The following is a 20,688-nucleotide window of genomic DNA, read 5'->3' on the forward strand; positions in this document are numbered from 1 at the left end:
TCCCCCCGGACCGCTTCCTATAATGACGGAAACAGCCCTGGAGCCTGGTATGTCCGTCGAGCACGCCGTTATCGATCTGAGCGCACGCGCCGCGGCGACGCTGGCAGACGCGATGATCGTTCTGGCCTTCAGCGCGGAGGGAACGCTGATCGAGGCCAATGACGCCGCTCGCCATCTCCTCGAATCGATCCACGGCGACACCGGCTTCGCCACGCTGTTCCCGCTGTATGCCGACGCGATCCAGAGCCTGTCGGACGATGCGACGACGACCGTGGCGGTCGAGGGCATGCTCGCCGATGCCGACGGCCGCTGCCAGCACGTCCAGGGATTGCTCGGCGTCGTGCCGTCGGCATCGGGAAAACTGGTGTTCATGGGCTCGGTCACGCCCGCCAGCCTGCACGACACGGCGCTGATGCGGCATCGCTTCAACGCGATCAACGCCGCGCTCGCGATCTGCCAATATTCGCCCGCGGGCGTATTGCTCGACGGCAACGCCCGGTTCTTCGAACTGACCGGCCTGTCGCGCGAGGCATCGGTCGGGTGCCGTTTCGATGCGCTATGGACCCCGCAGGAGCGCGAGGCCGGCGACGCCGAGACCTATTGGAGCAAGTTCGCGCGCGGTGAATCGGACACGGTGATCCGCCGGTACAAGCACGAGAGCGGCCATACCGTCTGGGTCCGCGAGATCTTCGTCCCGACGTTCGACGAAACCGCGCAGCTCGTCTCGGTCCTGAGCTACGCCTACGACATCAGCGCGCAGCACCAGACCGCGGTCGACAATCATGGCCGGATGGTCGCGATCGACCGGGCGTTCGCGTTGATCGAGTTCGACCTGTCGGGCCGGGTCGTCTCGGCGAATGCCAATTTCCTCGCGCTGATGGGCTATGCGCTCGACGAGGTCGTCGGCGAGCACCACCGCATCTTCTGCGACCGCGACTATGCGCAAAGCCCGGCATACCGCCAGTTCTGGCAGCGGCTGGGCCGCGGCGAGCTCGACCAGGGCGAGTACAAGCGCCTGCGCAAGGACGGCAGCGAGGTCTGGATCCAGGCGTCGTACAACCCGCTGTTCGATACCGACGGGCAACCCTACGGCGTCGTCAAGGTGGCGACCGACGTCACCATGCAGCGGCTCGCGATGATCGAGGCGCAGGGACTGGCCGCCGCGATCGATCGTGCGCAGGCGGTGATCGAATTCGACCTGGCGGGCACGGTGCTCGACGCCAACGCCAATTTCCTCGGCGTGATGGGCTATGACCGCGACGCGGTGGTGGGACAGCCGCACCGGATGTTCTGCGACCAGGGCTATGTCGCGTCGCCCGACTATGCCGATCTCTGGCGGCGGCTGCGCGACGGCGAGTTCGTCTCCGGCGTCTTCAAACGGGTCGCGCACGGCGGGCGCGACGTCTGGATCCGCGCGACCTACAACCCGATCCTCGATATCGAGGGCAAGCCGCGCAAGATCGTCAAGTTCGCCTACGACATCACCGAGCAGAAGCTGCGCGACGCCGAGTTCGAGGGGCGCGCGCGCGCGATCGACCGCGCGCAGGGTGTCATCGAATTCGCGATGGACGGGACGATCCTCGACGCGAACGCCAATTTCCTCGCGCTTACCGGCTATGCGCTGGAGGAAATCCGCGGGCGGCATCACCGGCTGTTCTGCGACGCCGCCACGACCGGATCCGACGGCTATGCCGCGTTCTGGGAAAAGCTCGGCCGCGGCGAATACGACGCGGGCGAATATAAGCGGCTGAAGAAGGGCGGCGGCGAAGTCTGGATCCAGGCGACGTACAACCCGATCTTCGACCTCGGCGGCAAGCCGATCAAGGTCGTCAAGTTCGCGGTCGACGTGACCGACCAGAAGCTCGCCGCCAACGATCACCAGGCAAAGATCGAGGCGATCAATCGTGCGCAGGCGGTGATCGAGTTCGACCTCGAGGGCAACGTCCTGTCGGCGAACGAGAATTTCCTGCTCACGACCGGCTATTCGCTACGCGAGATCATCGGCCAGCACCATTCGATGTTCTGCTCGCCCGATTACATCCGGAGCCTCGAATACCGGGACTTCTGGTTGAAGCTGAACAAGGGCGAGGTGCATTTCGGGCGGTTCCACCGGATCGGCAAATATGGCCGCGACGTGTGGATCCAGGCGACCTACAACCCCGTGCTCGATCTGCGCGGCAACCCCGTGCGCGTGATCAAATACGCGACCGACGTCACCGACCAGGTCCAGCTCGAACACCAGATCCAGTCCTGTTCGCACGACATGACCGCGCATGTCGGCGCGCTGACCAAGTCGATCACGTCGATCTCGAATGCCACCGATATCGCGACCGAGCTTGCGGCGCGGACCCGGACCGAAGCGCAGGAGGGCCGCACCGCGCTCAACGGCGCGATCGAATCGATCGACCTGATCCAGCGCTCCGCCGCCGGGATCGCCGAGATCGTCTCGGTCATCGGCGAGATCGCGGGGCAGACCAACCTGCTGGCGTTCAACGCCGAGATCGAGGCCGCGCGCGCGGGCGAGCACGGCGTCGGCTTCTCGGTCGTCGCGGGCGAAGTGCGCAAGCTCGCCGAACGCAGCTCGACCGCCGCGCGCGAGATCAACCGGCTGGTCGACGAATCGCTCGAACGGATCAACCAGGGGACCGATCGGTCGCGCGAGGCGACCAGCGCCTTCTCCGGAATCGTCGACTCGGTCCACAAGACCGGGGACGCGATCGACGCGATCGCCCGGACGACGGTCATCCAGGACGAGGCATCCGCCAAGGTCGTCGAGCTGATCTGCACGCTGTCCAAGGCCACCGATCGTGCTGCGGCGTGACGTCGCGGATCCGGCGAACGACCAGGCGCCGGATCTCTACGGTGCGGTGATCGTCGGGGGGCTGACGCTGGCCGTCCCGATCCGCGCGATCTGCGAAGTCGTACCCCGCCCGCGCGCGCTGCTGCCGTTCCCCTCGCCGCGCGACGACATCCTCGGCGCGATCGACCTGCGCGGCCGGTTGATTCCGGTGCTGGACCCGGTCCCGTTGCTCCATGTGACCGATGCGGGTGCGTGCGCCGTGGTCCTGATCCTGCGCGACGAGGACCGTGTCCTCGGCATCGCGATCGACGGCATCGCCGGCGTGGTGTCGCTGCGCGCGGCCGATCTGACGCTGTTGCGGGGCAACCCGGGCGCGAGCGGGCAGGGCAGTACCGCGACGCTGATGCGCGCCGGCTTCGTGCGCGACGCGACGCGCGGGATGGTGCTGGATCCGCATGCGCTCGCCGGGCTCGACGGCATGCCGCTGTCGGTCGAGCGCAGCACCGCTGGCATCGACACTGGCGGCGCGACGGGCGGCGTGCCGACGTTGCTGTTCACGGTGGGATCGGTGCGGCTTGGCCTCGCGGCGCGCGCGATCGAGGCGTCGGTGCCCGAGCAGGCGATGATGCCCAGCCCGGTCGACGACGATTTCTGGTGCGGGACGCTCACGCATAACGGCTGCCGGGTTCCCGTCGTCGACACGTTGCGCCTGCTGCAGCTGGGCGCGTGCGAGCCGCGCACGCGCACCGCGGCGGTGATCGTGCGGTTGCCCGATCGCCGGCTCGTCGGCCTGCAGATCGACGCGGTGAACGACATGCGGCGGATCGTCGATTCCGACATCAAGCCGCTGCAGCAGTTCGCGGTCGGCAACGCGCGGCTGTTCGCCGGACTGTACGGCACCGACGACCCCAGTCTCGTGCTCGCGTCCGACGCGGTGCAGGCCGATGACCGGCTCGCCGTCGTCAGCCGGCTGTACGATCCTGCGGAAATGGCGGGGCAGGCGGAGCGCGACCACCAGCAGACCTTGCGGGCGTTCCTGATCGTCCGGCTGGGCCGCCGCCGCCTCGCCATCCCGCTCGACCAGATCGAGGAGATCATCCCGACACGCGCATCCGGCATCGGGCTGTCGGATCCCGGGCAGGCGATCGTCGACTTCGCCATCCATAGCGGGCGGGGCGTGCCGCTGGTCGATCTGCAGAGCGCGCTAGGCCTGTCCGCAGAGCGTCCCGGCGACCCTCCGGGCGGAGCGTTCACCGTCCTCGCGTCGGTCGAGGGGAACCAGGCCGGGTTCATCGTCGACGAACTCTGCGCGGTCGAACGGTCGCCCGTCCAGCTCCTGCGCGACGCCGGGTCGGACCGCGCGATGGGCCGCATCGCCGCGACGATCAAGACGGCCGACGGCGCCTGCTCGGTGATCGACCTCCATGTGCTGATCGGCGCGCTGGTCCGGCTCGACCCGGTCGAGGCGCCGGATACGACGGCGTGACCATCCGTGATGCCATACGAGATTGACCGGACCCGGCATCTGGTACCATCGGGGGCGATGACGAAAAGCAAGGGCCGCACCGGCGCACATGCGCGCGCGAACATCCAGCCGCCGCCGACGGCCGCCGAACTCGACGCCGCCAGGCGCGAGGTCGCGCAGATCGAGGCCCGTCTCGGCGACCTCGCCGCCGGGCATCCATCGGTGAAGACATGGAAGGCGCGCCTTCGCGTGGCGCAAGGCGTGATCGCGCGCGCACCACGCACCGACCTCGGGTAGCAGGCGGTCGACGAGACCAGGCGCAGCGGCACTCGGGTTCGCTTCGGTGACACAAAAAAAGGGCGCTACCGGTCGAACCGGTAGCGCCCTCGAACGCGGTATCAGGTCTGTGGCGATCAGATCCGGCGGCGAGCCGCGGCGGTGGCGCCGAAGCCTGCTGCGGCGGCGCCGATCAGCAGCGCGATCACGACCATGAACGACGTGCCCGCGGCAGCACCGGCGGCGGTGTCGGTCGCCGACTTGGCGGTGGCGATCGTGTCGTTCTTCGTCTTGACGAACTGCGCCTTGGCGCGCGTCACCTGGGCCTGCGCCTCGGGACGGCTGATCTTGCGCTGGGCGGCGACGATGTCGACGATCCGGCTCTCGGCGCGGACGCCGTCCTGGCCGCCACGCGCGAGCGCCGGCAGTTCCTTGGCGATTTCCTTCTGCGCCTGCTCGGGAGTCATCTGCGCCGGGTCCGACGGCGCGTCCGACAGATAGGCCGAGGCCTCCTCGCGCACGTCGCCGACGTCGACGTTCGCGACGTCCGCCACCTTGGGCGCAGCGGCGCCGATGCCGCTACCCGCTGCGGTCGCGACCGAACCGACGGTGCGGAACGCGCCGCCGATGATCCCGCCGACGGCCGACGTCAGCAGGTACAGGGTCAGGATGAGCGTGACGCCCCACACGACCAGGCCGTGGACCAGGCCGTCGAACCGGTCCTGCACCCCGGCGACGCGCGCGGCCGCATAGCCGCCTGCACCCAGTGCGATCACGGTGGTGACGATCCAGTAGATCCCGGCGCCGATGCCGAACCCGGCCGCGCCGGGGGTGGTGCCTTCGACGGGATCGACCAGCGTCAGGCCGATGCCGGTGCCGAGGATGCCGAGCACGAGCTGGATCGCGATCGCGATCACCACGCCGGCAAAGATCGCACCCCAGGAAATCCGGGTCGGGGTCTTCGCGTAGCGAACGTCATCGACCGGCAGGACGCCGGTCGTCACATGGGTAGCCATAATCACTCCTGTTATACGTAGGGAAAACTCGAGGGGACGGCGTCAGTCCTTGGCGCCGGTATCGATGGGGGTATCGGAGGGGTGGTCCGCTTCGGCCTGCTTCGCGCCGGCCTCGCTCTCGCGCAGCCCCTGCTTCTCGACCGCGGCGTTGCCCGTGATCTTGCCGATGGCTTCGCGCACCGAGCCCTTCGCCTGCAGCACGCGGCCCTTGCCCTTTTCGCCGGTGTCCTTCGCGCCAGTGTCCTTAGCGCCCGTGTCCTTCGCGCTGGTCATGCTGCTGCGTCCTTCACGTTGGTGCCGCTGCGGTGCGGAGTCGGCAGGGAATCGCCGTCGAACCCGCGGGCGCGGGCCCAGGCGGCGGCGGCGTTGCGGCGGTTGACGCCGATCTTGGCGTAGATCCGCGCGACATGGTTGCGCACCGTGTTGCCGGTGACGTCGAGCGCGCGCGCGATCGACTTGTCGTCGAGCCCGCGGCAGATCAGCGCCAGCACCTCGCGTTCGCGCTGGGTCAGCTCGTCGAGCCCGACGCCGGCCGGCTCGGCGTCGGGCGTGCGGATCCGCGCGAGCTTCTCCATGATCGAGCGGCTCAGCCAGCTGGTGTCCTTCATCACTGCCTCGATCGCGTTGACCAAGTCGCGCTCCGACGCCTTGCGGACGCTGATGTCGCGCATCGCCCACAACACGCAGGCCTCGTCGTCGAGCTGGATCGGCTCTGCCGAGACCATGCAGTCGAGCACCTGGCCCTCGTTCGACCGGATCCGTACCTCGCGGTCGCGGATCGGGCGGCCGGCCTCGATATCCGCCTCGATCGCCTCGCGCAGCGCAGGCGTCTCCCACAGGTCGACATCGCCGAGCGGACGACCGATGATCTCGGCGCCATAGCCCGTCAGCGCGGTGAACGCCTCGTTGACGTCGCACAGCCGGTGGCCGTCCAGCGCACCGATCGCCAGCGCGACCGGCGCCAGCGAGAAGGTCCGCATGAACCGCTCCTCGCTGTGGCGCAGCGCGGTCTCGGCTTTGCGTCGCGGCTCGAGGTCGGCGAAGGTGAACAGCATGCAGGGCTGGTCGCCCATGTCGATCGGCTGGCCGGCGACGATGACCAGCTTGGTCCCGCCGCCCGGCAGGCCGAGCTCGGCCTCCATCTGCGGGATCGTGCGCCCTTCCGACAGCCGTTCCTTGGCCAGATCGCGCTTCTCGGCGCGTTCCAGCACGTCGATATCGTACACCGTCCGCGACAGAATCGTCGCCCGGTCATGCCCGGTCATGTCGATAAAGCCCTGGTTGACCTTCACGAACCGCAGGTCGCACAGCCGGCAGATCACCGCCGGCGCCGGGTTCGCGTTGAACGACTGCTCGAACCGGTCCTCCGCCTCGAACTGTGCCGACACGTCCTGGATCACCATGACCAGGCATTCGGGCTCGTCCGCGTCGTTGGTCAGCACCAGGCTGCGGACCTGGTGGACCCAGCGCGGTTCCGCCTCGCCGGCCACCGCCACTTCGACGACGACCTGCGAGAACGCCTCGCCCGACACCACCCGCTCGATCGGGTAGTCGGCGTCGTTCAGCCGGTGGTTGTTGCGATAGCGCAGCTGGAACCGCTGGCGATACTCGTCGACGTCGGCCCCGAGGTCCTCGACCGAATCGACCCCGTGCATCCCGAGCGCCGCTTCATTGGCCCACAGGATGCTCTGGTCGGGGTCGACCAGTATGACGCCTTCGTCGAGCCCCGCAATGATCTGGCGCAGGTGGCGCAGATCGGCGGAGTCGCGCAACGACTTGAGGGGCGGGGCCGACGTCACGCGGTCAGTCGCGCGAGCCGTGCACGAACCAGGCGATGCCATAGCCGATCGCGGCGGCACCCAGCGCCCACAGCAAAGGCGCATCCTTTGCCGATTCCTGTGCCGTGCGTGCGCCGCGCTTGGCCGCTTCGGCGGCGCGGTCGGCGGCCTCGCGCGCGTCGCTGCCGATCTTGTCGGCCAGCTCGGGGGCGCCGTCGACGACGTCCTCGATCGCCGACTTCGCCCGGCCGTACAGGTTCTGTGCGCCACCGGCGACTTGGTCGACGACGCCGTCGACCTGCCAGTCGCGGCTGTTCACGGTATCGCCGACGGTCTTCTCGACCTTGCCGCCGACATAGCGCGCGCCGCCCTGGAATTCGTCCTTGTTCATCGCGTCATCCTTTTCGAATTGGCCCGTCGCCCGCGTCCGTCATCATGCGGAACACGGTCGGTCGCTCGGAACAGGATGCGTAAAGACTCAACGCGGATGCTTGGTTCCTGGTATTTTTGCAGCAGGATCGTGGCTGTTATGTACTAGAAGGGGAGACGGCACGCTGTGCATACAACGCGGCGAACCGTTCGTGCAGCGTCCGGGTGGAGCCATCGTCGGCGATCGCTGCGCGATGCGCATGCCACTCGGATCGCTGCCGAAAATAGAGCTGGTCGGTATCGTCGTCGTCGGCAAAAATCATAGCGGATTGGTCCGTCACGGCGCTCACTCCCGGAAGATAGAGCGCCGTCGTTACGGCAACGCGGTATGCCGCGCGTGATCGGAAACACCCATCGCGCGTGGTAGAAATGTCAGACGGGTGGTCGATTTTCCCGTGCCGGCCGGCCCGGTCGCACCGGGATCGGTGCCAGGGTCGTGCTCAGCGCAGATAGCTGGACAGGCTCAGTCCCGAGAGTTGCGCGAACACCGAATAGCTCGCCTGCAGCATCGTCTTCTGTTGCGCGAGGTCGATCGCGACCTGGCCGAGATCGGCATCCTCATTGTCCTGGATGATCCCCTGCAACAGCGTGCTGCGGTCCTCCGCGCGCACCGACAGCGTCTCGGTCTGCGCCTGTTTGCGGCCATTCTCGGCGTTGACGGTGCGCAGGCTCTCAAGCCCGGTATCGATCTGCCCCGCCGCGGTCGCCAGGATGCCGAGCTGCGCGGCGGTCGGCGGGTCGCCGATCGCGCCGGCGCCTGCCAGCGTCTGGAACGCCGCGTACAGCCCCGATCCGATATCGCTTGCGGTCACGCCATATTCGACGTCGAGCCCGTCGGCGGCGCGCACCGTCGCCTTCACGCCGTCATTGGCGAAGGCGGCGCTGGCGGGCACGCCGATCGTGCCGGCGAGCGTTTCGGGCAGGAACGGGGGCGTGTCGGTCTGCGATCCGCCGAACAGCGATCCACCGCCGTCGCTGGCATTCAGCGCCGCGCGGAACTGGCCGAACGCCGCGGTGATGCTGTCGGCGAGGCCGGCCGCGCGGCCGGTGCCGACCGCGGTCATCAGCTCCTGCTTCAACGAACTCGCGGCGGTGTCGATGGTGGCCATGTGCGCGTCGTTCAGCGACAGCGTGGTGGCGACGCGGGTCGCGACCGCGACATAGGCGTCCTGCTGCGCCATCAGCGAATGCGTCGACAGCGTGCGCACCGCCTCGGTGCCGAGCGCGGCATAGTCCGGCGCCTTCTTGCCCGTCGCCAGCTGCTGCTGCGTCGTCGCGAGCAGCTGTTGCGCGTGCTGGATCGCGACCGACATGCTGCGCTGGAGCGGGATGGTGGCGACGCGGGACATGGGGCTTCCTTCAGCGGATCATCGAGATGAGCGTGTCGTACATCTGGCTGGCAGTGCTGATGACGCGCGCCGAGGCGGAATAGCTGTTCTGCAGCACGACCATCTGCGCCAGCTCCTCGTCGATATTGACGCCCGAGAAGCTGTCGCGCCGGTTGACGGCATCGTCGCGCCGCGCGGTCGCGTCGTCGAGCGAGGATTTCGCCTGTGCCGCCGCGGTCCCGGCATTGCCGAGCAGCTGCGCGGTGAACGCAGCGGTCGAGGTCACGCCGTCCTTGCCGAGATCGACCCGGCCCGCCAGCCGGTCGGCGAACAGCGTCGCGCCGCGGACGTCGCCGGACCCCAAAGCCTTCGCGCCGACCGCGGCCCCCGTCTGCAACTGCGCGAGCCCCAGCTTGCCCGCGTTGCCGCGAATGTCGGGCCGGACGCCCGCGCTCGCGACGCCGCTCGTCGCGCCGGTCAGCTGGACGATGCTCGAGAACGACCGGCCCGAGCCGAGCCGGTCGGTGGTATCCGACGGCACCGACAGCATCGCACCGGCGATGCTCGGCTTGGGCGAGAACTGGATGCGCCCCTTGTCGTCCATCGCGAAGCTGCCGAAGCCGGCGATCGGGCTGGCGTTCAGTTCGGTGACGAGATCGCCGAAGGTCGGGCCGACCGATCCCGTCATCGTATAGCTGCTCATCGCCCGGCCCGACGCGTCGCGCAGCACGATCTGCGCGGACTGACCGGACGCGAAGCCGTGCGGGTCGGCAGGGACGAAGCCCGACGGCACCAGCGGACTGTCCGCGCTGCGGATCAGGTCGTTCATCCCGAAATACTGCGAGAGGCCGACGCCCGCGCGGTCGCTGGGTACGGTCGGGTCCTGCGCGATGACCACGCCGTTGCCCGCCCCGTTCGCGGTGATCGACAGGATCCCGCCGGCAAAGGACGCCGTGCCGCTGCCGCCGAGCCCGGTGTTGATCGCCGCGACCGCATCGTCGACCGTGGCGGTCGGCCCCAGTGCTGAAAAGTCGATCGTCGTCGATGCGACCAGCGCGCCCGATCCGCTCGTGACCGCGAAGACGGCAGACCCCGTGAACCCCAGCCGGTCGGTCCCGACCAGCCCGGATTGCCGCCCGGCTAGCTGCGCCGGCGCGGGCACCGTGGTGGCGGCGTTCGACGCGGCATTGAGCGTCTGTGACAGCCCGGTGAACAGCACGCCGAGCTTCTCGCTGAACGCCGGCAGCGCCCGGTCGCGCAGGTCGAGCAGCCCGCCGAGCTTGCCGCCGACCGCCGCCGAATCGAGCACGTCACCGGTCGCCGCGCCGACGCTCGCGCCGCCATCGGCAAAGCGCAGCGCGATGACCGGGAAGTTGGTCTGCGGGCCGAAACTGGCAGCGGCGGGCATCGTCAATTGCCGCAAGCGGTTGTCGAGCAGCGGGATTCCCGACGCGGTGTCGATCGATACGCGGCCATCGGGCTGGTCGCGGACCGTCACCTTCACCAGCCCGCTCAGTTCCTCGATCGCGGCCATGCGCTGGTCGACCACGCCCGCCGAGCTGCGCCCGTTGCCGTCGAGCCGTGCGGCGGTGCCGTTCAGGTCGTTGATGCGGACCAGCAGGCTGTTGATCCGGTCGACCGACTGGCCGACTTCGGACTGGACGTCGGATCGCAGCCCCGCGACGTCGGTGCCGAGCTGGTTGATGGAAGTGATCGCGTCCTGCACGTCGGCGACGAACGCCGCGGCGGTCTGCGCGGAGGTCTGCGTGCCGGTCATCGCCACCGCCGACGACGCGATCGCGTCGAGCCGCGCGGGCAGGCCATATTCCGCCCCCGGCGCGCCGACCAGCGACTGGAGGCGGTCGAGATAGGAGGCGGTGACGCTGGCCGACCCGATGTCGCCCGCGCGCCGGTACACCGTCGCCTCGAGGAAGCTGTCGGCGATCCGCGACGGCTCGCCGACCGTGACGCCGTTGACCCGCCCCGCCGACACCCCGGTGGTCTGGCTGACGGTTTCGCGGGCGTAACCGGGCGTGCCGACATTGGCGATGTTGTTGGACACCGAACGCAAGCCCGCCTGCGAGGCTGCCAGCCCCGATATCGCCGCAGACATGATCTCGTTCAGTGACACGCGCGTGCGTCCTCCCCGTTATGTGTCCGTTGCGGCGTCGTAGTTTACCGCTTCAACGTGTTGATTTCCTGCAACATTTCGTCGACCGTCGTGACGATCTTCGACGACGCGCTATAGGCGCGCTGGAAACGGATCATGTTGGTGAACTCCTGCGCCAGGTCGACCGTCGACGTCTCCAGCGCGCTCGCCGAGATCATGCCCGCGCCGAGCGACCCCGGCGCGTTGATCGCGACGCTGCCCGATTCATCCGAGATGCCGTACGCATTGCCCGGCAGGCGGTTGAGCCCGTCGGGGTTCTGGAAGCTGGCGAGCGGCAACTGGTACACGTCGCGCGTCGTGCCGTCGTCAAACACCGCGCTGACGATTCCCGCATCCGAGATCCGGACCGAGGCGACGCTGCCGAGCAGCCCGCCATCGACGCTCGACGAGATCAACGACGAGGTGCCGCCGAACTGCGTCAGCCCGTCGAGCCCGCCATCGGTGCCGAGGCTGACCGCGATCGGCCCGGTGCCGGCCCCATTGGTCCAGGTCGGGGTGAGTGCTGCGAACATGCCCGGATCCGACCCCGCGAGGTCGAGGCTGCCGTCGCCGTTGAACGCGACCGCACCGCTCGCCAGCAAGCCGCCGGGTGCGGTCACGTCGGTCGCGGGCGTGGCATAGACTTCCCCGACCCAGCTGTTGGGCCCGGTCTTGAGAAACGCCATCGTGACGGTGTGCTTGCCGCCCTGCGCGTCCGAGATGTCGAACGGACGCGAGAATTGCGCGGGCGTCGCGCCCGAGGCCAGATCGCCCGCGGTGTAGGTGCCGGTGAACGCCGCCGCGGTCGCATCGAGATTGGCGCGCATCTGCAAACGGCTGGTCGCCGTCGCGGTGCCGGTCAGCTGGCTCAGCCGCACCGGGACCAGCGACCCGAGGCTGCCGGTGTTCGCATAGCCGCCCTGCGCGTCGAGCGGCCAGCCCTGCAGATAATAGCCGCCCGAGTTCTTCAGATACCCGGCCTTGTCGGGCGTGAACGACCCGGCGCGCGTATAGGCGACCTCGGCATTCGCGCCGAGCCCGGTGCGCGTGACGAAGAAGCCCGCGCCGTCGATGCCCATGTCGGTCGTGCTGCCCGATGCCGCCAGCACGCCCTGCTTGGAGACGAGTGTATGCGTCACCGCGTTGACGCCGCCCGCCGAATAGGCCGCCGAGCTGCGTCCGCTGGACACCAATGTGCGGAACTGCGCGTCCGCGGTCTTGTACCCGACCGTGTTGATGTTGGTGATGTTGTCCGCGACGCTCGCCATCGCGGCCGATTGCGCATTGAGACCGGACACACCGGCGAACAGGGCGGAATAGATGCTCAAGACAGGTCTCCAGGAAACGGGAATGGCCGCAGCGATAGCGCTCCTTACGTTTGTAGGATGGTCGCGCACGGAACGACGGATCGCCGGCACATTTTTCGGGAAACCGATCTGCGTTTTGCCCTCCTATAATGGAAGGACATCAATCGAGGACCGGACCCATGACACTGCGAATTTCCCTGCGTGACGGCGAGCAGGTGATCGTCAACGGCGCGGTGCTGCGCTCGATCGGGCGCACCGATCTGTGCGTCGAGAACAGCGTGACGGTGCTGCGCGGGCGCGAGGTCATGTCCGCCGAAGACGCCACCACCCCGGCGCGCCGGCTCTATTACGCCTGTATGCTCGCCTATATCGACCCGGACGGCGCGGCGGCGCACCATGACGCGATCGTCGGCTATCTGCGCGGCCTGGTCGGCGCACTCGAAGCCCCCGAGGCGCGCGCCGCCTGCACGCGGTTTGCGTGCAAGGTCGCCACCTCCGATTTCTACCGCGCGCTGGCCGATTGCCGCGCGCTGATCGCCTACGAGGCCGACGTCTTCGCACGCGCCGACCAGGCCGCCTGAGCGTAAGCCCCGATGAAGACGCTCGCCGCCGCCGCCCGCAGCTTGCGCGACCTGTCGCCCGATCGCCGCTTCGGCCGGGTGATCGGCGTGCGCGGCACGCTGATCGAGGTCGAGGGGCTCGACGGCGCCGCCCGGATCGGCTCGCACATCACCGTGACCGCCGCGGACGGCGTGGTCGCCGCCGAGGTCACCGGGCTCGATCGCAGCGTCGCGCATTGCCTGCCGTTCAGCGATCCACAGGGGATCGCATCGGGATCGCGCGTCGACCTCGTTGCCGGGCGGTTCGTGGTGCGGCCCTGCGATGCATGGCTCGGGCGGATGGTCGACGGCCTCGGCGCACCGATCGACGGCAAGGGGCTTCTCCCGGTCGGCCTCGATCCGCGCCCGATCAAGGCACCGCCGCCGCCTGCCGCGGAGCGCGCGCGCGTCGGTGCGCGGATCGGCACCGGGATCCGCGCGCTCGATATCTTCGCGCCCCTCTGCACCGGCCAGCGGCTCGGGCTGTTCGCAGGCTCGGGCGTCGGCAAGTCGGTGCTGCTGTCGATGCTCGCGCGCTGGACCGCGTGCGACGTCGCGGTCATTGGCCTGGTCGGCGAGCGCGGTCGCGAGGTGCAGGAATTCGTCGAGGACGATCTGGGCCCCGACGGGCTCGCGCGCAGCGTCGTCGTCGTCGCGACCTCCGACGAGCCAGCGCTGATGCGGCGCCAGGCGGCGTGGACCACGCTCGCGATCGCCGAGCATTTCCGCGACCAAGGCCTGAACGTGCTGTGCCTGATGGATTCGGTCACGCGCTTCGCGATGGCGCAGCGCGAGATCGGGCTGGCGAGCGGCGAACCCGCCGCGACCAAGGGCTATACCCCGACGGTGTTCGCCGAACTGCCGCGGCTGCTCGAGCGCGCGGGGCCGGGGCGGCCGGGGCAGGGCTCGATCACCGGCCTGTTCACCGTGCTGGTCGACGGCGACGATCACAACGAGCCCGTCGCCGACGCGGTGCGCGGCATCCTCGACGGGCATATCGTCATCACGCGCCGCATCGCCGAGCGCGGCCGCTATCCGGCGATCGACATCCTCAAATCGGTGTCGCGGACCCTGCCGCACGCGCTGGCCGAGGATCAGAACGCGCTGCGGCTGGCGGCGCGCTCGCTGTTGTCGACATACGGCGACATGGAGGAGATCGTTCGCCTTGGCGCGTACAAGACCGGCGCCAATCCCGAGGTGGATCGCGCGATCGCGCTCGCGCCGCGGATCGAGGCACTGCTGATGCAAACCAAGCGCGACCGCGGCGACGTCGCGGACAGCTTCGCCGCGCTCGCCGCGATCCTGGAAGACGCAGGCTCGGGGACTGTCGAGCCGGAGGATGCGGCATGATCACCCCCTATGATGCCGCGCTGCGCCTGCGCCAGCGCGAGATGGACGCGGTGCGCCTGTCGATCAGTGTCGAGGTCAACCAGATCGTCCTCCTCGACCGCCACCGCGACACGATCGACCGGACGGTCCGGCAGGAACTGTCGCTCGCCGGTAGCGACCCGATGCTGTCCGCGCATGCCTTTGCCGGTCGCATGCGGGCGCAGCGCGAGGCGCTCGGTCGGGACCGCCAAGCCAGCGACGGCCGGCTCGCGGTGCTGCGCGCGCAGGCCGCGGACGCGTACGGCGCGGTGCGCGCGATCGAGGGTGCGGCGCTGCGACACCGCGAGGACGCCGCCCGCCTCGCCGCGGTCGCCGAACAGAGCCAGATGGACGATTTCGCCGCGGCCGGCTTCGCGCGCGCGCGCCATGCCGCCCGCCGCGCCCGCGCAACGGACGAGCGTCTCGCATGATCGTGTCGGCGGACTTGGCGCGCCTGGCGCCGAAAGAACGGGCGGCGATGATTTATGCCGAGGCGCACGGCAATGTCGCGAACCGGCTCTGGCGCGCGGCGCTGGGTGGCGACACCGACGGTGACGGCAGCGCGGATGCGATCGCGCGCCGCCTCCGCACCACCGATGCGCCGGACCTCGACATCGACGCCCTGGTCTCGCTGCTGACGTCGCAGGACACCGCCACGGCAGCGCCCCCCGCCGCCGTCGACGGCACCGCCGCGCCCGCGGACCGGGTGCCGTGCGTCGTCGACACGACAGAGCCGGGCAGGCTCGGCGGGCTCGGCCCCAATGGCCGGTTCGGCGACGCGCTGGAGGCCACCGCCAGGCGCACCGGGATCCCCGCGGCCGCCCTCGCCGCGATCGTCGATGCCGAGGCGGCGAAGGGATGCGACGGCAGCTGGAAGACGACCTCGCGCAATCCGCGGTCCAGCGCCGCGGGGCTCGGCCAGTTCCTCGGCTCCACCTGGCAGAGCGAGGCGGAGCGCGCCGGGACTTGGCTCCACGGCATCGCGCTGGGGCAGGGGTGGCTGTCCGCCGACGGCCATGTCCTTCCCGGCGCACGCTCGGCGCTGCTGGCGCTGCGCTACGACGCCGCGACCGCGATCAACGCCACCGCCGACTATGCACATCGCAGCGTGACGCTGTTGAAGAAGGCGGGGATCGCGATCGGCGAGGACGTCACGACGGTCGCGCGCGCGGCGTATCTCGGGCACCATCTCGGCACCGCCGACGCGGTCCGCTTCCTGAAAGGCGGCCTCGGCAGCGGCCGCGCCAGGCTGCTGCTCGATTCGCAGGTCGGCAGCGCGGCGGCCAGCCGTCGCATCGCCAGCACCGGCGATGCCGCGAGCGCGCACCGGTCCTGGCTGCTCGACTATATCGATCGCCACGTGACCCCGGGACGGTTCGCCGCCTAAACGCTCCGTCAAATATAGGACTAGTAGGTATTCCTACATATAGGTTTGCTACCAGGTCTTTTACCGCACTTATCCCAAAAGAGCGCCGAGGGCGGGCGACCAGAGGGTCGGAAAGCCCCGTAAAACAGGGGATATCTATGTCGAAGACCACGATCGCACTGGAGGCCGCCGTCGCCGCCGTTCTCGCCCAGCACATGAATACCGAAGGTCTGTCCGCGGCACGGCAGCGCGCCAACATCGACAAGGCGTTCACCGCGATCCTGAAGCTCATCGCGCCGCGCATCCGCCATTTCATCCGCCAGTACGGGCTGGTCTCGCACTGGGAGGACGCGGAGCAGTGCTGCGCGATCGCCGTCCACCGCGCGCTCCAGGGCTAGTCGCAGACGAACTCGATCAGGTGGTGGTCCGCCAGCAGCCGCGGATAGGGCGCGAACAGCCGGCTGCTCGCGGGATCGTCCAGATGCGGCTCGATGCCCGTCGCGCCCCCCTTCTTGAAGGTGGTCAGCAGCCCGAACATCAGCGTCAGTAGGTCGCGATAGTCGCTGTCCTTCCAGCGCGGTCCCTTGAACACGCGCAGCAGGCCCTTGCCGGCGTTCTTGACGGTGGCCAGCGAGTTGCCGACCACGAACGCGCCGATCGCCGCGCCGCCGATCGCCATCAGCTCGTGCGGCAGCGCATGGAGGATCACCTCCATCTTGCCCCCCGACATCAGGAAGCTGCCGAACACGCATCCGAGGATGAGAAGGAAACCGACGCCGTTCAGCATGATGAGGACAGTGTCTCCGTGGACGAGGATGGTATTTGTTTATAGGAGAGCGCCGGTCCCGGACGGGTCCGGCAGGTCCGAATTACCGGGGCCCGAATTACCGGGGCCCGAATTACCTGGGGCCGTCGCTCTGGTCCTGCGCCGCCGCATCCTGCCACTCGATCACCTTGAGGTAGTTGAGCAGCCGGTTGCGCTCGAGCGTCGCGATCAGCGGATTGTCGTGGAACGGCGCGACCAGCGTCGCCAGCGCGGGGCTCCACGCGGCGCCGGCGTCGAACAGGATGCCGAGCCCGAACACCGCCGGAATCTGCGCGAACGCCAGCACCCGCCCGGTTTCGCCGGCGTGCACGATGAAGTCCTCGACCGCGGTCAGCACGCCGTTGCGCAGGCCGCCCGACAGCGTGGCCATCGCCCAGGCATCGTTGCCGCGAAACCCCTTGCCCGGCACGAGCCGGACCTGGTCGAGCATCGCGCCGGCGCCGAATTCATGCGCGTGGCGATAGGCGTCGGGAATGCGATCGGGCGCGTAGTACATGTCGCGCCGGCCGGCCGGCCAGCCGACGTCGTGGAGGAACGCGAGCAGCGGCCTGCCGTCGCGCGCGCACACGGCGTCGGCCGCCAGCAGCTCGTTGAGGACGGTGTAGTAATTATGATCGCCGTCGATCAGCCACGCGTCGACGTCGCGCAGGTCCGCGATCACCTCCAGGCTGGGGGCGGCGAGATGCGTCACGTGCGGCGTCCGCGCCGCCCAGCTGACAAAGGCGGGGGCAGGCGACGGGTCGATGCTCGTCAGCCGGCCGTCGACGGTCGCGACATGGTCCGCCAGCACCTGCGACATGCCACCGAACTCGGCACCGATCTCGACGACGTGCCGCGCGCCCGCCAGGTCGAGCGCGCCGAGGATCAGGTCCGAAAACTCGGCCATCGAATGGATCAGCAGATTGGTCACCGTGCGACCTCCATGATTGCGCGCGCGGACCCGGCCGGCGGCGTATCGACGGCGTCGCGCGCGACGATCGGCCGGAACACGACCGCCAGCATCATCGCGCGCGCATCGGCGCGCGGCGGCGGCGGGATCATCATGAACGCGGCGCGGTCCTCGCACCGGAACAGATGCGGCCCGGCCTGCTCCATCCCCTCCAGCGTCGGCACCGCGGCGACCTCCTCGGCGCCCGCGCGCTGGCGGTCGCTCAGGAAACGGTCGACCGGCATGAACACCGCGCTCTCGACCTGCAGCCATTCGTACAGCTGGCCGAACTGCAGCCCGATCGCATAGCGGCAGTCGCTGATCGGGATCGGCGCGACGAAATAGCCGTCATGCGTCGGCGTCGCGGTGATCGTCGCGGTATCGACGGTGCGGCCGTCCGCGATCAGCACGGGCAGGGTGATCGTCCGGTCGATGAAATCGGCATATTTCAGCGCCAGCCCGAACCGCTTGTGCGCGAGCAGCGTCAGCTTGACCGCCAGCCCCTCGCCGTGAAGCTCGGCGGGCAGGTACATGCGTTCCGATCCGCGCATGTAGAACAGCCCGCGCTGGCGCAGCCCACGCTGCGCGATCGCGCGGTCGAACAGCGGCACGACCTCGCCGCCGCCCAGGTTGACGTCGTGCTGGAACTGATCGAGCACCGCCAGCTCGTCGGGCATCGGCAGGAACATCAGCCGCGCCAGCACCGACACCGCGGCGCGGCGCTGCACGTCGATGTCGGTTGCCGGGCTGGCGCGCACGATCGGCGTGACAGCCTCCCGCGCGTACCGGATCGCGCCGCGCTGCACCGCGTCGCGCGTTTCGCTCTGCGCGCCCTTGATCGCGTTCGCCGCGCGCACCGAGTGGCCGTCGGCGGTATAGTCGACGACCGACCCCTGCGCCGCGGTACACAGCTGTTCGAGCACCGCGACATTGCCGCACAGCGCCTCGAGCGTGTTGGCGTCGTAGTGGCGCGCGCCGATGAAGCCGCGCTTGTCGAGCCCCGGCATGTCCTGTTCGCGCAGCAGCAGGTACCGGCCGGCGACCGCGACGCCCAGGGCGCGGCGCAGCACCGGTTCGACCTGGTTCTGGACCGACCCGTTATAGCCCAGGTCGACCAGCATCAGCGTGTCGCTCGCATCCGGCGCCACGGTCGCGCGCAGATAGCCGCACAGCCGTTCGGCGAACGCGCGCGATCGCGTCAGGATACGCGCCATGCGGTGCGGCGCACGGATAGCCTTCACCAGCGCCGCGTGCGCGCCCTGCGCGGGCAGTCCGCGCTTCATCACCGCGATCTCGGCGGGTACGAACAGCAGCTGCGTCAGGATCGCGTCCGCCGAACTCCCCGCTTCCCCTTCGAGATAGCGCGTCACGTCGTCCTCGGTCTCGAACGTCGCCGCGGTCGCGGTGAACCGACTGATCTCGATCGCGTGCGAAATGCCGTCCGGCGCGACTGCGTCCTGAACGAGGCGCGGCAGATGCCCGTCGCGCATGAGGAACAGCACATGCACCCGGCCGGTACAGGTCGTTCGCAGCGTCGCGGCCTCGCGCGCGATCCAGTCGGCGAAACCCCGCAGCACGGGACCGATCGTGGTATAGCCGAGCCGCTCGGCGGGATCGTCGATGCCCGGCTCGGCGACCGCGATCGCGGCGCGGTGCGGCTGCGCGGCCGGCACGTCGGCGGCCTCGCCGATGGCGGTACCTGGATGAATCATCGCGCTTGTTGCTGCTTCCAGGCGCAGGCGTTGCTCGGTCGTCGTGCCGAACTGTTTCAGGTGCAGCGCGTGCACCCCCGCCTTCTGCCCCGCGACCAGATCGGCGGCGCGATTGTCGCCGATGTGCAGGATCGCGTCGCGCCGCACGCCGAGCTGCGCGGCCACCTTGCCGATCAGGCCCTCGCCCTTCGACACGCCGTAATCCGACGAGCAATAGATCCGGTCGATCAGCGCGCGGACCGGGGCGCCCGCCGCGTGCGCGATCAACGCGCCCAGCTGCTCGCGGTCGAGATAGGTGTCGCTGATGACGATGACCATCAGCCCGCGGGCGCGCGCTGTCTGCATCAGGGCGATGACCGGCGCGAAGCCGAAACAGTGGCGTGCCTCGGTCGCCAACTCGTGCGCGACCATCGCCGCACGCGCGTCGGCGGTCGCGTTCGGCGCGAGCTCGGCATAAATCTCGGCGATGCTCACCTCGTTGCGGTGATGGCGCAGCGTCGCGGTGCCGCGCGCGCGCTGTTCGGCCCAGACGCGCTGGTGCGCATTGGGGGCGCCCAGCGCGCCGAACACGTCCTGCGGCGCATGCGTATCGCGCCACAGCAGCGTGTCGAAACAGTCGAGCGACAGCACGCGCAAGCCGGGCCACGCATCCAGGGCGGTGGAAAGATCGCGCGCAAGGATCGTGTCGGTCATGCGGGGCAGGTCCTCGGCAGGAGAGGGGAGATGCCGCTCGGGGGAGGGCGTTCATCCATTATAGGATGAGCTGCGCATCGCGGGTGCGCGCGCGCTTCCGCGCCCGAACCGTCTAGAATGCGGTATCAGTCCGGAGGAATGCCCATGTCGCTCAACGCCTATCAACGTGCCCGCAGCATCGTCGAGACGCCCCGCCAGGCCGAACGCCGGCTGATGTGCGAGATCACCGGCGAGATGATGCAGGCGCGCGACGCCGGCCGCCGCGGCGGCGCGCTGATCGAGCCGCTGCACCGGAACCGCGAATTGTGGAGCACCTTCTCGGCCGCGTGCGGCAGCAGCGGCAACGCGCTGCCCGTCGCGATGCGCGCGAGCATCGTGTCGCTCGCGCTATGGGTCGATCAGTTCACCAGCGACGTCGTCGTCGGGCGCGAATCGATCGACGACCTGATTGCGGTCAACCGCGACATCATCGACGGACTGTCGGGCACCGGCCTGCCGGGCTGATCGCCCGCCGCCGCCCCGCCGCAGTCCACGCTCGACCCCTCCGCTACCGCACTGCATCATCGCGCAGCCTAATGCCTCGTCTCGGCTGGCGCCGGTCCGCCGGCGCGCGCGACGACTACCTAGTCGACCCTCCGCTATCCCGGA

The 20,688-nt window shown here is 69.3% G+C and carries 18 protein-coding genes and 2 pseudogenes; 9 read left to right on the forward strand and 11 right to left on the reverse strand.

What is annotated here, in order from left to right; all coding sequences use genetic code 11:
- Positions 1-49: 49 nt before the first annotated feature.
- Genes FSB78_RS19370 through FSB78_RS00655 form a run of 3 tightly spaced genes read left to right on the forward strand, consistent with a single transcriptional unit; the run spans position 50 to position 4,562 of the window.
- Positions 50-2,821, forward strand: a complete 2,772-nt coding sequence (locus FSB78_RS19370) for a methyl-accepting chemotaxis protein (RefSeq protein WP_158637938.1) — start codon at positions 50-52, stop codon at positions 2,819-2,821.
- Positions 2,808-4,286, forward strand: coding sequence for a chemotaxis protein CheW (locus tag FSB78_RS00650; RefSeq protein WP_147079073.1), 1,479 nt, complete (start codon positions 2,808-2,810; stop codon positions 4,284-4,286). Before FSB78_RS19370 ends, FSB78_RS00650 begins: the two co-directional genes overlap by 14 nt.
- Before the next feature lie 57 nt (positions 4,287-4,343).
- Positions 4,344-4,562, forward strand: a complete 219-nt coding sequence (locus FSB78_RS00655) for a hypothetical protein (protein ID WP_147079075.1) — start codon at positions 4,344-4,346, stop codon at positions 4,560-4,562.
- A 116-nt stretch (positions 4,563-4,678) separates the two neighbouring features.
- On the opposite strand, the gene FSB78_RS00660 is transcribed toward FSB78_RS00655, so the two are convergent.
- The 8 genes from FSB78_RS00660 to FSB78_RS00695 all read right to left on the reverse strand — a co-directional run bounded on the left by FSB78_RS00660 (position 4,679) and on the right by FSB78_RS00695 (position 12,509).
- Complete coding sequence (locus FSB78_RS00660; protein ID WP_147079077.1) at positions 4,679-5,557, reverse strand: hypothetical protein; 879 nt, start codon at positions 5,555-5,557, stop codon at positions 4,679-4,681.
- Positions 5,558-5,599: 42 nt separating this feature from the next.
- A complete protein-coding gene (locus FSB78_RS00665) occupies positions 5,600-5,830 on the reverse strand; it encodes a CsbD family protein (RefSeq protein WP_147079079.1) in 231 nt (76 codons plus the stop codon).
- The gene (locus FSB78_RS00670; RefSeq protein WP_242007891.1) at positions 5,827-7,356 is read right to left on the reverse strand and encodes a PAS domain S-box protein; all 1,530 of its coding nucleotides are present in this window, start codon (positions 7,354-7,356) and stop codon (positions 5,827-5,829) included. Before FSB78_RS00670 ends, FSB78_RS00665 begins: the two co-directional genes overlap by 4 nt.
- Positions 7,357-7,360: 4 nt before the next feature.
- Positions 7,361-7,726 carry a CsbD family protein gene (locus FSB78_RS00675; RefSeq protein ID WP_147079083.1) on the reverse strand — a complete coding sequence of 122 codons (366 nt, stop codon included), beginning with the start codon at positions 7,724-7,726 and terminating at the stop codon, positions 7,361-7,363.
- Positions 7,727-7,862: 136 nt separating this feature from the next.
- On the reverse strand, positions 7,863-8,054 hold the full coding sequence (locus tag FSB78_RS00680; protein ID WP_147079085.1) for a hypothetical protein: 192 nt from the start codon (positions 8,052-8,054) through the stop codon (positions 7,863-7,865).
- Between the two features lie 150 nt (positions 8,055-8,204).
- Positions 8,205-9,113 carry a flagellin gene (locus FSB78_RS00685; RefSeq protein WP_147079087.1) on the reverse strand — a complete coding sequence of 303 codons (909 nt, stop codon included), beginning with the start codon at positions 9,111-9,113 and terminating at the stop codon, positions 8,205-8,207.
- A gap of 10 nt (positions 9,114-9,123) precedes the next feature.
- Complete coding sequence (locus tag FSB78_RS00690) at positions 9,124-11,223, reverse strand: flagellar hook-associated protein FlgK (protein ID WP_147079089.1); 2,100 nt, start codon at positions 11,221-11,223, stop codon at positions 9,124-9,126.
- Between the two features lie 44 nt (positions 11,224-11,267).
- Positions 11,268-12,509, reverse strand: coding sequence for a flagellar hook protein FlgE (locus tag FSB78_RS00695; RefSeq protein ID WP_242008391.1), 1,242 nt, complete (start codon positions 12,507-12,509; stop codon positions 11,268-11,270).
- Between the two features lie 218 nt (positions 12,510-12,727).
- On the opposite strand from FSB78_RS00695, the gene FSB78_RS00700 reads away from it, so the two are divergent.
- The 5 genes and pseudogenes from FSB78_RS00700 to FSB78_RS00720 all read left to right on the forward strand — a co-directional run.
- Entirely contained in the window at positions 12,728-13,129 is a 402-nt protein-coding gene (locus tag FSB78_RS00700) for a flagellar biosynthesis repressor FlbT (protein ID WP_147079092.1), read from the forward strand.
- A gap of 12 nt (positions 13,130-13,141) precedes the next feature.
- Entirely contained in the window at positions 13,142-14,497 is a 1,356-nt protein-coding gene (fliI, locus tag FSB78_RS00705) for a flagellar protein export ATPase FliI (RefSeq protein WP_147079095.1), read from the forward strand.
- Entirely contained in the window at positions 14,494-14,946 is a 453-nt protein-coding gene (locus FSB78_RS00710; protein ID WP_147079097.1) for a hypothetical protein, read from the forward strand. The genes fliI and FSB78_RS00710 overlap by 4 nt, the downstream gene beginning before the upstream one ends.
- The gene (locus FSB78_RS00715; RefSeq protein WP_147079099.1) at positions 14,943-15,902 is read left to right on the forward strand and encodes a peptidoglycan-binding protein; all 960 of its coding nucleotides are present in this window, start codon (positions 14,943-14,945) and stop codon (positions 15,900-15,902) included. The genes FSB78_RS00710 and FSB78_RS00715 overlap by 4 nt, the downstream gene beginning before the upstream one ends.
- Positions 15,903-16,039: 137 nt before the next feature.
- A pseudogene (locus FSB78_RS00720) lies at positions 16,040-16,273 on the forward strand (sigma-70 family RNA polymerase sigma factor); the annotation flags it as partial.
- Between the two features lie 5 nt (positions 16,274-16,278).
- Here the strand turns inward: FSB78_RS00720 and FSB78_RS00725 are convergent.
- The 3 genes and pseudogenes from FSB78_RS00725 to FSB78_RS00735 all read right to left on the reverse strand — a co-directional run.
- A pseudogene (locus FSB78_RS00725) lies at positions 16,279-16,668 on the reverse strand (motility-associated protein); the annotation flags it as partial.
- A 112-nt stretch (positions 16,669-16,780) separates the two neighbouring features.
- On the reverse strand, positions 16,781-17,617 hold the full coding sequence (locus FSB78_RS00730; protein ID WP_147079101.1) for a class I SAM-dependent methyltransferase: 837 nt from the start codon (positions 17,615-17,617) through the stop codon (positions 16,781-16,783).
- Positions 17,614-20,040, reverse strand: coding sequence for an HAD family hydrolase (locus FSB78_RS00735; protein ID WP_147079103.1), 2,427 nt, complete (start codon positions 20,038-20,040; stop codon positions 17,614-17,616). Before FSB78_RS00735 ends, FSB78_RS00730 begins: the two co-directional genes overlap by 4 nt.
- Before the next feature lie 144 nt (positions 20,041-20,184).
- On the opposite strand from FSB78_RS00735, the gene FSB78_RS00740 reads away from it, so the two are divergent.
- On the forward strand, positions 20,185-20,544 hold the full coding sequence (locus tag FSB78_RS00740) for a flagellar biosynthesis regulator FlaF (protein WP_147079105.1): 360 nt from the start codon (positions 20,185-20,187) through the stop codon (positions 20,542-20,544).
- Positions 20,545-20,688: the final 144 nt, after the last annotated feature.

This window comes from Sphingomonas ginsenosidivorax (assembly GCF_007995065.1).
Lineage (GTDB): Bacteria > Pseudomonadota > Alphaproteobacteria > Sphingomonadales > Sphingomonadaceae > Sphingomonas > Sphingomonas ginsenosidivorax.